Source organism: Brevibacillus sp. SKDU10 (assembly GCF_001645205.1).
Lineage (GTDB): Bacteria > Bacillota > Bacilli > Brevibacillales > Brevibacillaceae > Brevibacillus_B > Brevibacillus_B halotolerans.
This window is the reverse complement of the sequence record NZ_LSSO01000138.1, coordinates 24,932-40,428: the sequence shown is the minus strand read 5'-3', so window position 1 is coordinate 40,428 and position 15,497 is coordinate 24,932. Positions and strand designations below refer to the sequence as shown.

General features: G+C 44.1%; 8 protein-coding genes. 3 read left to right on the top strand and 5 right to left on the bottom strand.

Annotated elements, in window-relative coordinates; translation table 11 throughout:
* Positions 1-27: 27 nt before the first annotated feature.
* Complete coding sequence (locus tag AYJ08_RS08640) at positions 28-732, top strand: alpha/beta hydrolase (RefSeq protein WP_064017374.1); 705 nt, start codon at positions 28-30, stop codon at positions 730-732.
* Here the strand turns inward: AYJ08_RS08640 and purU are convergent.
* Positions 705-1,604, bottom strand: coding sequence for a formyltetrahydrofolate deformylase (purU, locus tag AYJ08_RS08635; protein WP_064017373.1), 900 nt, complete (start codon positions 1,602-1,604; stop codon positions 705-707). The two genes, AYJ08_RS08640 and purU, sit on opposite strands and share 28 nt — an antisense overlap.
* A gap of 151 nt (positions 1,605-1,755) precedes the next feature.
* On the opposite strand from purU, the gene AYJ08_RS08630 reads away from it, so the two are divergent.
* Positions 1,756-2,034, top strand: a complete 279-nt coding sequence (locus AYJ08_RS08630) for a DUF5316 family protein (RefSeq protein ID WP_035292398.1) — start codon at positions 1,756-1,758, stop codon at positions 2,032-2,034.
* A gap of 410 nt (positions 2,035-2,444) precedes the next feature.
* Positions 2,445-2,717 carry a hypothetical protein gene (locus AYJ08_RS08625; RefSeq protein WP_231929059.1) on the top strand — a complete coding sequence of 91 codons (273 nt, stop codon included), beginning with the start codon at positions 2,445-2,447 and terminating at the stop codon, positions 2,715-2,717.
* A 63-nt stretch (positions 2,718-2,780) separates the two neighbouring features.
* Here AYJ08_RS08625 and addA read toward each other — a convergent pair whose 3' ends face one another.
* The 4 genes from addA to AYJ08_RS08605 are packed head-to-tail and all read right to left on the bottom strand — an operon-like array spanning position 2,781 to position 15,384.
* Positions 2,781-6,971, bottom strand: coding sequence for a helicase-exonuclease AddAB subunit AddA (gene addA / locus AYJ08_RS08620; RefSeq protein ID WP_064017371.1), 4,191 nt, complete (start codon positions 6,969-6,971; stop codon positions 2,781-2,783).
* Positions 6,968-10,438 (bottom strand): helicase-exonuclease AddAB subunit AddB, encoded by a 3,471-nt coding sequence (gene addB / locus AYJ08_RS08615; protein ID WP_064017370.1) that lies wholly within the window; start codon positions 10,436-10,438, stop codon positions 6,968-6,970. Before addB ends, addA begins: the two co-directional genes overlap by 4 nt.
* Positions 10,439-10,450: 12 nt before the next feature.
* The gene (locus AYJ08_RS08610; protein ID WP_064017369.1) at positions 10,451-14,128 is read right to left on the bottom strand and encodes an AAA family ATPase; all 3,678 of its coding nucleotides are present in this window, start codon (positions 14,126-14,128) and stop codon (positions 10,451-10,453) included.
* Positions 14,128-15,384, bottom strand: a complete 1,257-nt coding sequence (locus tag AYJ08_RS08605; protein ID WP_064017368.1) for an exonuclease SbcCD subunit D — start codon at positions 15,382-15,384, stop codon at positions 14,128-14,130. The genes AYJ08_RS08610 and AYJ08_RS08605 overlap by 1 nt, the downstream gene beginning before the upstream one ends.
* Positions 15,385-15,497 lie beyond the last annotated feature (113 nt).

Genomic DNA, 15,497 nt, shown 5'->3' with positions numbered 1-15,497 from the left:
CTTTTTTATTTAGAAAGGAGCTTGCAAATGGCTACCACGCTTGGCTTCCTTGTTTTACATGGATTTGCAGGCAAAATTAATGATGTGTTACCTCTCGTTCAATTTTTGCGTAGTCAAGGCTATACTGTTGAATGCCCTACATTAGAAGGTCATGGGACCGATCGTTATCATTTGAAGCATTCTACTCGCAAGCAATGGATACATTCAGCCGAGCAGGCCTATCACCGACTTAACATGCGCGTAGATGTCACAGTGATCATCGGTTTTTCAATGGGTGGCTTACTCGCCTTCCATCTAGCCGCTCGTTACCCCGTTCGACTCTTGTTTACTCTGTGTACACCATACTACTATTGGGACATTCCCCAATCCCTTTCTAATTTAAAAGAAGACTTCAGTAACTACAGCAACAAATACCTGGCTAGCCTGTTCCGTATTCCGCTTTCCAGCATGCTTCAGTTCCGCAGGCTTTTAGCTGAAACAAAGCTAATGATGCATCGTGTTACATGCCCGTACTACATTATTCAAGGGAAAAGAGATGATACTGTTCAAGCTGTTAGCGCTGAGTATCTACAGCGAAAGGTGACGAGCAAGCAAACCACTGTTCAATACTTCCCAAACTCCGGTCATGTTATTTTACATGGTCCTGAATCTCAGCAGGTCATCTCCTATATCAACCACGTTCTACAGCAAGAATTGCCCGATCTTTATGGGAAAACTACGGTTTTATTTTGATGAACCAAAACTCGATCTTCTAAATGCCAATGAACAGCGCGGGCCAACACGGTCCGCTCTATTTGTTTACCCAAACGCTTCAGATCATCTACATCATCACGGTGAGTAACACGTTCTACTCCCTGCTCAATAATCGGGCCCGCATCCAGTTCTTCCGTTACGTAATGTGCAGTAGCACCAATTAATTTAACGCCACGCTCATACGCTCGTTCATATGGCTTCGCTCCTACGAAAGCTGGTAGGAAGGAGTGATGAATATTGATAATTTGGCATGGAAAATCCTGCAGGAAGGTCGGCGATAAAATTTGCATATAACGAGCTAATACAATCATATCTACCTTGCCTTTGATGAGCTCGATTTGCTTTTGCTCAGCTTCTTGTTTCGTGTCCTTTGTCACAGGAATATGATAGAAAGGAATCCCCATCGCTTCTACAATATCTTTCGTATCCAAGTGATTACTGATAACCATCGCAATATCCGCATGTAAGTATCCTGCACTGTACTGCCACAGCAATTCTACTAGGCAATGATCTTCTTTCGATACAAAAATGGCCATACGCTTACGCTTGCATGCCTCTACTAGCTTCCATTCCATCTCAAATTGTTTGGCAATCGGTGCAAACCCCTGATTTAATGACTCCCAGCACTCTTGTAGACGGTTTTGCTTAAATTCAATCCGCATGAAAAAGCGTCCACCTTCCGGGTCGGTCGTATATTGGTCAGATTGAATGATATTAGCACCTTGTTCATATAGATATCGGGAAACTGTCGAGACGATCCCGGGACGATCAGGGCACGTAATTAGCATAATTGCTGTATCTTCATGCTTTTGCTTAAAATGGTTCCATTCTTTGTCTGATATTGGTTGCATCGTAGGGTTCCTCCCGAATTTTTTCTTCAAAGTATAGCACGTTCCCCTCCGTTATCCAATCACCGTAATAAAGAATAGATTTATGGCATTTTTTCCTGTAACCTTTTCGGCCTGCCAAGCGTAAAAATGAGTGAGAAAGGAGGGGGGATTCATGTTAAAATCATTAAGTTTAGGTTTACTTGTCTCACTCCTTGTCTCATTACTCATTCAAGACCACCTACTCATGCTTAAAGTAGCTGTTATCCTTGGCGCCTTATTCTGGGGGATCAGCGCATTCATTTCTACCTTTCTATTAGATAGTAGCAGAATGCATGAACGCTCTCTTTTTTATGATAAAAAACACAAAAAACAGCAAATGTGGGCCGTTCATTTTTTTTTAGCAGGCCTTCCCAACATGTTATTATCTCTTTTTTTATATGTAGAAATGTAAAAGCAGGCATGTCTTTTCGCAAATAGCAAAGGACCATACCTGCTTTTCTATGTTAGTAATTATGATGAATCTATCATCTATGATGCCAGCAATAGAAGAAATCATGCGGTACGAAAAGAATGTCATCATCACTTGAACCATTCAGGCAGTTTCCGAATAAAATAGGCAAGCAATAATCCCAAGGAGACAGGTAGCGCTATTGCAGTTAAGGCCCCCATAAACTCCATATATTCTCTACTTTCCATATCTTTCTTCCCCCTCCATACTAGTACGCTAAAAATCGAGGGAAGTTGCGGTCAACTGATAAGAAAACTCACATGTTGTCGGTAAAGTGCTTACTCATCACTAAATTTCCTGTTTAAAAATTGGATAAGCTAAGCCAACAACGCAAGGATGGTGATGTTTATTTGTTGGGCATAATCATGATAGCTATCATTACCTTTTTGGGCTTATTCTCTATTTCCTACTTTCTGTACATCAAAAAACCTGAAAACATGATTCTTATGTATATCCCTTCAACGGTCGTATTTATTGTCAGCAGTATAGCAGTTCTATATAGCATCAATGTAAGTGGGTTTGGAGGCTTGGGAATTGCATTTATTGGTGCTACGATCGGCACCACTAGCCTTCTGTCTTGTATTGTACTCACTATGATGGTGATGATGAAACAAGATAAAAAATAAAACGAAGAGGCTCCCCTCTTTCATTTCGATTTTCGGGAAACCTCTTCATTTTTTCAATCGTCCTTACTCTTCATGCAATGGAACCGCAAGTCCTGTTGACATAGCTATCAAATAGCGGTTCGCAACTGGCTCTTTCCAGCTCTCCTCAAGAGCGAGTGCGTACAAGCTTATTTGCTCATTGTATCTTGTCCGAAGCATCTGAGCCGCTTTAGCCTCGTCTGCTGGTAATTGATCTGTTTTATAATCGATCAAAGTCAATCCACCGTCTGCCTCACGAATGACACAATCAATTACCCCCTGTACAAGTACCCGTTCGTCACCTGAATCAGATAATAATAATTCTGCTTGTTCAGCAAGCAAGCGAGATCTAATATCACGTAAAGGAACGGCAAGCGTAAATGGTAGCTCTCTGTACACCTTGGTAGCCTTTTGCATGCGCTGTCCTAAATCACTGGCAAAAAAACGAGCTATAGAAGCAATATCCACCACATTGACTTGCTCCCTAGTTAGCATCTGTTCTGCTATCATCTGCTCGATTTGGTCAGTAACGTCCGCCTGATCTAAGGCTCTATTCAACTGTAGATTTTGCATAATCAAATGCGTAAAGGTACCTATTTCTGCCTTCGTAAAAATAGGTTTTTCATACTTCGTTTGATTTACCAGCTTCTCGCATCTTTCTTCCTTGATAATTACAGAATCACTATTTGTTATGATTTTCGGATCACATTTTTCGGTGTTTATACCCTCACTCTTCTTGTCCATTTCAGTTAGGAATCTCGGCTTCTTTGTGAGCCTTGACCGACGTAGCCTCGGACCCTCTGCTATTTGCTCAAGGCTTGCATTAAGGTGACCGCGCTCTTCGGCTGCAGCCTGAGTGGTTAACTGTCTATCCATTTGGCTTTCTATTCCTGCTACCACTTGAGATTGCGTGTCAATACGCCCATTCTCCCAATCAAGCTTAACTCCAGCTCCTTCTGCTCCATCGGCTAGATTTACAGCTTGGCTCTTCAATTCGCTAACAGTCCATTTAGCCGGCACCTGTGACACGACCTGTGAAGCATACTGCCACTCCAGTACAGACCTAATCTTATCACGCCATTCCTCTGCATGTGGATGATCAGGAACTGGCTTTCGTTTCTGCAATAAGGAGAAAACCTCCTCATCATGCTCACTTTGTTCGGTTATCGCCATCAGATCACTCGGCTGATAAAACTGGAACTGCCACACAGACGGATCTCGCACTAGCGGAATCGAGGAAATATCCTGACTTTCTGGACACAGCAAGCGTAAAGGTTCTCCATGTTTGTGCCGTACTAATGCTCGACCAATCCAATCAAGATATCCTTTCGCTTGGATTAAATCTTCATCAGATAGGGTCTCTTTATCAGTAGACTGGCTGCACCAGGCGATGGCTGATTTGCTCAAGTCCTTAGCTGAGCCTACAAGGATAAGCTTCTCTCTAGCCCTAGTCAGTGCAACATAAAGTACACGCATCTCTTCTGCTAGCATCTCTAATTTAAGCTTTTGACGAATTCCTAAAAAAGCTAAGCTTGGATAACGCAGGCGCAAATCCGCGTCAGCTACCTGTGGGCCAAAACCTAAGTCCTTGTGCAGTAAAAAACGACCTTTCATATCGCTTTGGTTAAACTGTTTACCCATTCCAGCCACAAATACGACCGGAAACTCCAATCCCTTACTTTTATGGATAGTCATTAAACGGACTACATTTTCACTTTCTGTAATGGTCCGCGCCTCTCCAAGATCATTCTCTTGCTCCTGCATTCGATCAATAAAGCGTAAAAATCGAAACAATCCACGATACGAGGTAGCTTCGTATTGCTTCGCTCTGTCATATAAAGCGCGTAGATTTGCCTGGCGCTGTGATCCATTTTCCAGTGATGCTACATAATCAACATAGCCTGTCTCTGTATAAATATCAGACAATAACTCTGCTACCGAGCTTCGTCTTCCCCTTGTTCGCCAGCCCTGCACCATCCTATAGAATCGGCGAAGCTTGGCCATTACGACTCGATTCAACTGCTCCTCCTCTGTCATGACATACTGTTCGACTGCCTGATAAAAAGGCCCCGTAGGAGTCAACACTCGAATCTGAGCTAAATCTTCTTCGCTAAGTCCAATAAGAGGAGAGCGAAGTACCGCCGTTAATGGGATATCCTGCTTTGGATTATCTATGACACGTAATAATGACATGATTACATCCACTTCATTCGCAGAAAAGTAACCCTGATTCTGTTCTACATAGATAGGTATTCCAGCCTGCTTACATTCGTCTGCTATTGCTTGTCCCCAGCCCGCGGTAGCTCGAAGCAAAATAACAATATCCCGATATTCTAGGGGACGCATTCCCTGTGTTTTTTTATCAAATACAAGTAACGTCTGACCGCCCACACCAAGCTCTAGCCATTCCTTAATACGCTTGGCAATCAATCGTGCTTCTAGCTGAGCAACAGAGGCTTCCTCTTCAAGAGTAGGTAGAGCTTCTCCTTCACTATCATAGCTATCTATACTCCCTATAGAGCTAGTACCTGCTCGCTCCGATACTTGCCCTGAACTGGACTCCTCCGATTCAACCCCCGTACGATCGATTAAATGTACTTCTACCGCCAATTGCTCTGGCTCTATCTCTGGATAGGAAGCCCGACCAATCAATTCTGCTGCTTGATCGTAAGTAATCTCGCCTACACGCGGAGTCATGACTAGACGAAACAGATAATTGACAGCATCCACTACTTCCTTTCGACTGCGGAAGTTAGCGGCCAAATCAATTCGCTTTCCCTTCAGCTCCAAAGGCACACTCTTTTCCTTAGGAGCAAAAGGGTCCTTTTCTTCATTGGTTTCATACGAATCGTACTTTTGCATAAATAGATTAGGCTCAGCAAGTCGGAAGCGATAAATACTCTGTTTAACATCCCCTACCATGAAACGATTTGCTGCCACTCCTGCTGTCTCTTTCCTTGATACCAACTGCAAAATCGTTTCCTGCACAAGATTGATATCCTGATACTCATCGACTAGCACTTCAGCAAATTGTTCCTGTAGTTGCATAGCAATAGCAGAGGGGACGAAGCTACCATCCTCTTGTTCCTGCTGCAAAATTCGTAGTGCCATATGCTCCAGATCGCTAAAATCAACAAGAGCCCGTTCTTGCTTAGCTTGTCGAAAGGCCTGTTTAAACTCACTAACAAGCCGAGCCAGTGTTTGCATATACGGAGCCATTCGGTTGAGGTCTGTCGCATATTGCTCAGGCGTCATCGTGAAATATTCTTCCAGTAGCTTCTTTATCTTATCTTTTACACCATTGCGTAGTTTTTGCACCTGTTCTTTAAGCAGCGGGTCAGCATCCTTTACTGCTGGCAATCGACCGAATGCAATACTTCTCATACTGTCATCTAACTGCTTCCAGCCTTGCTCAGCAGCACATTTCGCTTGATTAATGAAAGTAAGCTCCTGCTGTAATAAAGGCACATATGCTCCAGGTCCGTCTGGTTCTTCTGCAAGAGCTATTGCTTTTTTTACTTGCGACTCAAGGGCAGATAACTCTAAAGAAATAGCCCCTGCCAACGTCACGACCCAAGGAGATTCGTGCAGCTCTTCCACTTGTGTATGGGCAAACATATCGGCTGCATTTTTTAGCCAACGATCTGGGTGCGGATGACTTTGGGAAAAGTCAAACAATCGCATAAATAATCCCATTAACGCATCGTCATCCTGACCCTCTACCATCACGTCAGCTAATGCTGCAAAGCTTTCATCAGATTCATACCAGTGTTCAAATTGCTCTTCTAATACATCCTGGCGCAGTAATTCTGCCTCCATTTCATCTGCAATGCGAAACCCTGGATCAAGCTCCACCATGAAATAATACTGACGTAACAAGCCCAAACAAAAAGAATGCAAAGTTGTAATAGTTGCTCGTTGCAGTAAAACCAACTGCTTCCGTAAATGGGCAGAGGTAGGATCGCTTTCCAAGGCTTTACGCAGAGCATCGCCAATTCGGTGGCGCATTTCGGCAGCAGCCGCATTTGTAAATGTTACAACCAGTAACTGATCCACACCTACAGCATCGTTAACGTCAGAGATTTTACGAATAATCCGCTCTACTAAAACTGAGGTTTTACCAGAACCGGCAGCGGCAGCTACCAGCAGGTTATCTCCCTTTTCGATAATGGCTCTCCACTGCTCATCCGTCCAATGACTCGGCTTTTGTTCCACTACATTCTCCTGCTCACTCATGCTCCTACCTCCCTTCCCGCGTCATCTTGTTCGTAGACTTCTTCACGAATTAACTCCCAAACTTCCTTATCGGTCTTTTTACTTAACAAACGTGGCTGATTGCCTTCCAATAAACTATCGAACTGACAAACCGACTTATACGCACAAGTCTGACATGCAAGTCTTGGCCCCTGCATATAAGGCGCGATGCTTATATCTCCATCCGTTAATCGTTTCCCCAGCTTCACAATACATTTGCGGACATATTTTTGCAGGAGGTCAAACTGCTCCTTGGAAGCTACTGATGAATATTGAGTGAAGCTTCCATCCTTTTTGATCCCAAACGGAAGCAGATCAGAATTCCCCGATTCCGTTTGGCTATCCATTAAGCGTGCTAATTGTGGGTCCGCTAGCATAAGCCCCTTCATTTTCAGCTTATTCTGCCGTTCCGCTTCCACCTGCTCGGCTGTTAGCATTTGTTTAGCAGCAACAAACGGATCTGCTACTTGATAATAGAAGACACCGCCTACCTCAGCCTGCTTGCCTACCCATTTCTCAGCGTTGCTCACAGCCACATCCAGATATACTAGCAATTGAAGATTCAATCCATTCCACACATCGGACAAAACAAGGGCTTTCGGACCCGATTTATAGTCAATCACACGTAAAAATTCAGTTTCTGTTCCTACAGAGTGATCAACTCGGTCAATTCTACCTAACAAATGTAATTTGATTCCATCTTCCAGTTCCAGAGTCAGTCCCGGAATTTCTCCGCCAGGACCAAAAGCAATTTCCAGACCGATCGGTTCAAATTGACTTCTTCGTGCATGCTCACTCAGTACAGAGATCGCACGCCCAACAGCACGTTTTAATTTCTTTGTGACATAACGATAACGAGCAGTTCGTTGCAAAATACTGCTTCTGGTTTGTGGAACAAGCTCCTCCACCACCTGATCAGCCAACTGCATGCTGCCTTGCTCCGTCATATCACTCCAATTAACCTGCTGTTTGTTCATTTGCTCTACTGCCATTTTCAAAGATGCATGAAAAAGCTCACCCACATCAAATCTTTCTAGACGGTACATTTGGCGTTCACTTAACCGCAGACCATGTGAGGAAAAATGAGAATAGGCACAGGCTTGGAATCGTTCTAATCGGGAAACACTTACCCGAATCTCATTTCCGTACAAGGAACGACTAACTTCTTTGGAAAGTGGATAAGCACGGTTTTGATATCCCAGCCCCGATAACAGCCATTTCTCTCGTTTTTCATCTTCTGCATGCTCAAGGAACCAGTCATACACCTCCCACCAAAATGGAGGAAGCGAAATTCCTTTTTTTAATTGCCGAATTAATGTGAGTAAATGACTAAACACTTGTCGTGGTCTTCCCAGCAATCCTATATCCAACTGTGGTTCTGCAGTTGGTTCGTTGTGAAAATATCCAATCGTAAGACCAGGTAAGGTCTTTTTCATCTCTTCGTACAAGCTAGATGGTAGCAGGGCTTTGCCTTCTTCATCAGCCAGCGGGCAACTAATCCATAGTCGCTCCGATGGTCGTGTCATAGCACGATAGAGAAGGTATTGCTCGTTCATGAGCTTTCGCTTCGCTGTTGGTGCTAGTTCAATACCTGCCTTTTCCAGCTTTTCTCGCTCCGCCTCGTTTAAAATCCCTTCTTCTTTGGGACGTAGGGGGATCACACCTTCATTTGCTCCCATCAAGAACAATGCTTTTACGTCAGGTTGACGGGAGCGCTCCATGGACCCAATGACCACTTGATCCAGCGAAGGAGGAACTAAGGCAAGACGAATACTATCCAGACCTGTATCAATGATCCGGGCAAATGTAACAAGCTCCATTTGTTCATCGCCCATTACTTCTACAATCTGATCCAATAAATCCATCACATCATTGTAAACCTGCTCGTGCTCACGGACAGCTTCCAAATCTCCTTCTAATTCAGCCTGCTCCTGCCACTCCTCCAGTTTGGTAGGAACATCCTGCATTTGTAAAAATTCATATAGGACGGTCGCCATTTGGCGTACACCCGCTTTGCAAGCCACTCTCATATTAGCCTCAAATGTTTGAAGAGGTGTCGCATATTGTTGACGTATGGATTCAATTTGCTCGTATAGAATATTAGTTCCGTGAAACCCCCACTCATCCATGGACCAATAATATCCCTGAATGCCATAGCTCAGCACATAGTTTTCTAGTAAATCAATCTCAGCCCTCGATTGGCTAAGCGGCTGATTCAGCGGGGACAGTAAATCAGTTTTTAAACAACGAAAGACGGCATCATATCTCCAATTTTTAGAGATAACCTCAAGTGATGAACGAATAAATTCAATCAAAGGATGATGGCTTACGGTTCTCTTTTGATCAAGAAAGTATGGTATATCATAGCTCGTAAATACATGAGCAATTTCTTCAGAATAAGTACCCATTTCTCGCAAAAGCACAGCCATATCACGATACCGGTAGCCATAATCACGTGCAAGTGACAAAATTTGCAGAGCGACGGCTTGCACCTCAGCCCTGCGATTGGCGGCTGTAAACAGCTTTACCTCGTCAACATGCTTAGGTGAAGGCAGAACAGCAGGCTTTTTCCAGTCAAAATATTTTTGTTCTACCTGTGCAAGCCATGGACTACTAGTAACACGATAGTTATGCTCAAACAAACGCGGCTCCTCAATTGGAATATTGCCTCGCATCGCAATATCTAGTAGCTTTTGATACGTTTCCATTGTTGGATAGAAATGCGAAAGATCATCTAGCGGTTTCATCCGATCCTGCGGGTCTAAACATAAAGTTATATTTACTTGTTTAGCGCAGTACATCAATTGCTCAATTAACGCATATTCCTGTTTTGTAAAACCACTAAAACCATCAATCCAAATCTCTGCATCTGCAATAAAACTAGATTGAGCCAGCTTGCTGGCAACTGTGGAATAAAGTTCATCACTATCAAAATATTTATCTGTAACATACTCTTCATACGCCCTCATGATTAATAGCAAATCATGTAATTTATGCTGTAGGGTTGCATTTTCTATTTGTAACTGCTCCAGCATTTCCAGACTGACACTATACTTTTTACATTCACTGATCATTTGTACCAATTCTTCAGCAAATCCTGGCTGCAAGGCAGAACGATGAAACACCTTTAATTCATCCTGATAACGTTCTAATAGCAGACGTAGCACCATCTGCTTACCACGTTCATCAATGGGCAGCGTTGTCAGTCCCCCAACCTCCTGTAATATTCGGTAGGAAAGACGGCCAAAGCTTAACACCTGTGCTCTGATATGACTCGAGTACCCGGGCAAATTGATTAATTTATATTCTTCCTGAAAAGTTGATTGCTCGGGAACCAAGTAGATTAGAGGGGGACCCATCCGTTCCTCATCGAGCTTCTTTATTACGTCAGAATAGATCGCAGCCGTCTTGCCGGTACCTGCCCGACCTAGTAAAAACTGTACAGCCAATTGTCTCCCCTCCTATTCCATCTCCATATGAATGCGACTACCAGACCCAAGCGGTTCAGCAGGGGTAATGACCAGTCGCCGCGGCATACGCAATTTTAGTTCCGGTACATGGCTAATTAATCCTATCGTAAATTGGCTCATTCTTAGCTTCTCTAAAGCATCCAACACAACCTCTAGCAATTCAGGATCTAAGGTTCCAAACCCTTCATCTAAGAAGAAGAATTCTAAACGACCTCCCCGCATTTGAATTTCAACGGATAAGGCCAATGCCAGAGACAAAGCCGTTAAGAATGTTTCCCCTCCAGATAAAGTGTTAACAGCACGGCGCAGTCCACCCGCTGCTTCATCTCGCAATACGAATTCTCCACCATCCCCAATTTCCAGTGCATAGCGGCCTTTCGTCATACGTCCTAAATGATAGGTAGCATCACGGGCAATCGTCATCATCTTTTCTTCAGCAATATACTGAACAAATGCTTTTCCTTCAAACAGCTTTCGTAACTCTTCTAAACGGCTCTGCTCATCAATGACAGCACCGAATTCTTTCTCTATTTTTTCCCATTTCTCGTGATTTTGTTGCACGATAAGAAGTCTCTCTTTTGCCAATGTTAAAGCTTCCCTACATTCAGACAAGCGTCGCTCTCCTTCTGAAAAGGAGGTATATAGCTCATTGTAAGCCTCCTCGCTTACAGACCGATCAGCAAGGGATTCAACCAACCGTGTCTTAGCATAAGCCAATTCCGTTAGCTGCTTTTGGTAGCTTTCTACCTCTGTCTGATACGACTCCAATAAAGCTCGGCGCTCATAATATTCATAGACGGTTTCCCGATCAGCAAACATAGCATGCGACAAAGCTTGTTCAACTTCCAATTCCAATTCCTTAGCTTGCTTCGTAAGCTGTAAATTTGTTTCTTCTAATGAAACCAATGATTCTATCAATTGTTGCCGCTGATTTGTCAGTTGAAGCTTTAGAGTATCTGCTTGTTCTGCTGCTGTCTGTAGCTCTTGTAGATTCTGCTCCAACAACTGCAATAATTCATTAGCCGGTCTACCTTGTGTACGTATCTGCCATTGCTCTTGTTTAGCTTTATATTGTGCCTCTCGATCGTCATAGCGTTGATGTAACGCTGTTAGTCTGGCTTGTTTTTCTCCGCGCTGTTCTATCTGAACTTGCTTTTGTTGCTGTAATTCCTCAAGGGATTTTTCCAGATTCACGCGTAGCGTACGCAGCTCTTCCTGTCTTTGCTCCATCTTTTCCATTCTGGCGTGATGAGCTTCAATCTGATCTCGTGGAATTTCCCCCCGTAGTTCATCCAATTGCTGTTCTGCCGTTACTAACGCCTTTTGATGCTCCAACAGACGCTTGTTAACTTGCTGTAGCTGCTCCTGCTGACCTTCCAGCCAGGTCGTGATTTTTTCATGTTGCGCCTTTTTTTCCAGCTCTTCATCACGTTGTTCACGAAGAAGCTTTTGCAATTCTTCTAGTTGTTTCACATGGCTGTGACGTTGTTCCGAGAGTTCTTTTACTTCTTGACTAACCTGTTTGAACTTCCCGCCCAATTCATCGACAGACCCTACAACCCACTCTTCGCCCAATTGAATTAATTGGTGTTTGATATGCTGCAAATCTTGATCAATCTGTGCATTTTCCTTTTGCAAGGAATCCTTTCGTTCCAATAACCCAGCCAGCTCGACTCTTATCTGCTGACAAGCTTCCGAGGCACTCCTCCATTCCTCTTCCACCTGTTCAAGCATGTGATCTAAGTTGGCCCGACGGTCACGCAAAGCCGTTTCCTGCTGTTGCAGCGAAGGAGCTTGGGCTGTTGTCTGCACGGTATTGCCGGTATCCGTATCTGTATCCTTATAAGGATGATGCATTGATCCACAAACCGGGCACTCTTCATTAGCTCTTAGCTGTAAACGCAACGCATGAGCCATATTAGCCTGCTGCCAAGAAGCCCATTTTGTCTCCCACTCTTTTACCTGATCCTGACTAGCCACTCTCTTGGTTTCTAGGTGTTTCAATGTTTGTTCTGCCTGCTGCAATCTTGTTGTTACATCCGCATGTAAAGCAGTCCAGTCCGTCCATTTTAATTGCCAATCATCCTGCTTTTTTTCGAAGCCACGCCAATCAATGCCGATGCGTTTTACATCTACTAGCTGTTCACGTAACCGAGTAATGTCTTCTTCACTTCTGATCGGCTGCGCTTCTTTTTCAACTAACGCGGTTTCGGTCTCTTTACGTTTTTCATGAGCATGAATATAGAAGCTATCTGCTTCTTTTAATCGGGTTTGACCAAGCTGTACCTTTTGAGATAGCTCCGTTGCTTCACGCTCGGTGCTTACAAAACGCTGCTCTTCCTGAATAAAGGCAATTTTGGCCTGTTGCATCGCACGAATCGCTTTGCGTTCCTCTGAACGTAATGTGGTCTGTTGCCATTCAGCATCAATCTTTTGCAGGTCCTGAGCTGCTACCGCTCTTTTCTGATCAAGCGCTGACAGCATAGCCTCATCCTGATCTATTTGCTGCTGTAATAAACGGATCTCCGTCTGGTATTGCCCGATTTCCTGAGCTAATTTTACTATTTCTTGCTCCCATTCTGCGGCTTGCTGCAGTTCGATTCGCTTTTGAATTAGCTGTGGCTCCTCTTGTCGCAATCGTTGTTGGGCTTGTTGGCTTACTTGTTCAGCCTCTTGGCAACGCAGCTCTACTTGCTCCCGCTCTACTCGTTTAGCAAGCAACTGTTGCTTACCATCTTCCCATAGCTTTATCGTCTGTCGTTCCTTTTGCACCAATGGATAAAGGGAAACAGATGCCTCCAGTCTAGCTATTTCATTTTTTCGCAGCATGATTTGTTGAGCCTGCTCTTCAAGCTGTGTCAGCTTTTGTTGGATTTCCCCCAATTCGAACTGCCACTTGCGAATTTGTTCCCATTCATTCTTTTGATTCAACAAAGCCTTGTGAATCTGCTCCGCTTCCGCATACTCCTTCTCTAATCCTGCTGCCTCCTGAATCGCCGCTTCAACAGCCTCCTCGCTCGCATCACCTAGCCGTGCTTCTTCCACTTCTAACTGATGCAGAGAGGCTTTATTGCTGTCTATCTGCTCCTTGACCCGTTGCATCAGCTTTTCGCCATACTCGTGCAAATGAAAAATACGCTGGAGCATTTCATTTCGCTCACTGCCTTTTAAGGTCAAAAACTTAGAAAATTGGCCTTGCGGTAGCACGACTGCCCGTGTGAAATCATGAATGGTTAAACCCACCAGCTTCTCGATCATGGATGTAGCTGCTGTTGCTTTAGATTCCAGCACCTGATCTTGTTCACCATCAAGTAAGCCATGTTGAATTAAACGTACTTCCGGCTGCTTTCGATTACCATTTTTATTTAGACCAAACTCCCTCTCGATGGTAAAGCGCTGTCGTTGGCTCGCCCCTCCTAATTCAAAGGTAAAGGAGACAAACAGCCGTGACTCCAATTGATTGAGAACCTCGTGTGGATGCGAACCTCCCCCTGTACGAACAACCTGTCCATACAACGCTAGCGTAATCGCGTCTAAAATGGTGGATTTACCGCTGCCAGTAGGGCCAAAAATCCCAAACAATCCGGCTTCACACAACGTTTCAAAGTCAATCTCCTGCAAATCTCGATAACTATTTAATCCTGATAGCTTCAAGTAAATAGGCTTCATTATTCATCTCCTCCTGGCTGTTTCTTTGTCTCAGCATCAGAGGCTATCATCATACGGGAAAATAATTGAATAACCTGTTCATCTGGTGATGTTCCACGCTTTCGTTCATAGAAACGAGTAAAAAGCTGTACGGGATTTAATTCCTCGCGTTTTTCTACTTCCTGCCTCTCCTGTTCTGTGGAGACAACCAGCACGCGCTGTACCTTTACAAAGTTATCGCTCAGCTTGCGAATACGTTGAAACTCTGCTGGATCAATCACATCATCCACGTGAATTTCTAAATCAATCCAACAATCTGCATCTTTTCCTTCCTCCAGCCACTTTTCAACTTCTGCTATTCCGCCAGCCGCTTTCCATCTTGCCAGAGTACGACCGCATTTTAAATAAATAATTTCTTCTGTCGGTTGCTGACCCGGAATAATCTCCACCATCACCACCGCCTTGCTTTGTCCCGCCTCCGAAAAGCTGTACGATAACGGTGAGCCACTATAGCGAATCAATGGTGCTTCGCTTAGTTTTTGCAAACGGTGCAAATGACCTAAGGCAACATAATCTGCTTGTGGAGGAAACGCATCCAGCGAGACAGTATGTGTCCCACCAATCTGTATGGGACGCTCCGAGTCAGTCTCCATTCCGCCCATAGCAAACAGATGGCTTGTTATAATATTGACCGTATCCTGTCGAAAATGGCTGGCTAAATCATGGAGGAGGTCTTTGATTCTCTCGCTAAATGCCTGTTGCATTTGCTCTGGTGTAAAGCTTTCACTAATCAATTCTTTTAATCGTGCTTCTGAAGGATATGATAAAGCCACCACTACAGCGGTATGGTCTACTCCTGGAATAGCAATTTCAAACCAAGATGATCCTCCATCGATGATTCTTACTTTATCTGCTGACGCCTCAGTCTTAGTAAGCAAAGGCTGCTCCTTAGGCAATCCAAGCAACACAATTCCATGCTTATGAGCTAGTGGCGAAGCAGCGCGCACCCGTTCTGGTTGGTCGTGATTGCCTGCAATAACGACTACCCCGCGCTTACCTTCTGCTGACAATCTCTCTAAGGCTTCATAATACAGCTCCTCCGCCCATGCCGGTGGGTTTACAGAGTCATATACATCACCTGCTATCACTACTAAATCTATTTGTTTATCCTCAACAATCTGGCATAGTTCGTCTACAAAAGCCGCTTGTTCTATACGTCTATCCCGGCCTTCTAGCAATCTGCCGAAGTGCCAGTCTGCTGTATGCAAAATACGCATCTTTCCACCTCTATCGATCATTTGTTTGCTTTTACCTATTGTACCAGAAGTAAGAGGGTTGCTTCAGAAAAGATAGTGATGAAAGTTTTGGAGATATTCTTTTGGTTTCTACC

Excerpts from the sequence above, each read along its gene's own strand:
- AYJ08_RS08640 (WP_064017374.1), top strand. The coding sequence starts at position 28 with ATGGCTACCACGCTTGGCTTCCTTGTTTTACATGGATTTGCAGGCAAA.
- purU (WP_064017373.1), bottom strand. The coding sequence starts at position 1,604 with ATGCAACCAATATCAGACAAAGAATGGAACCATTTTAAGCAAAAGCAT.
- AYJ08_RS08630 (WP_035292398.1), top strand. The coding sequence starts at position 1,756 with ATGTTAAAATCATTAAGTTTAGGTTTACTTGTCTCACTCCTTGTCTCA.
- addA (WP_064017371.1), bottom strand. The coding sequence starts at position 6,971 with ATGAGTGAGCAGGAGAATGTAGTGGAACAAAAGCCGAGTCATTGGACG.
- AYJ08_RS08610 (WP_064017369.1), bottom strand. The coding sequence starts at position 14,128 with ATGAAGCCTATTTACTTGAAGCTATCAGGATTAAATAGTTATCGAGAT.
- AYJ08_RS08605 (WP_064017368.1), bottom strand. The coding sequence starts at position 15,384 with ATGCGTATTTTGCATACAGCAGACTGGCACTTCGGCAGATTGCTAGAA.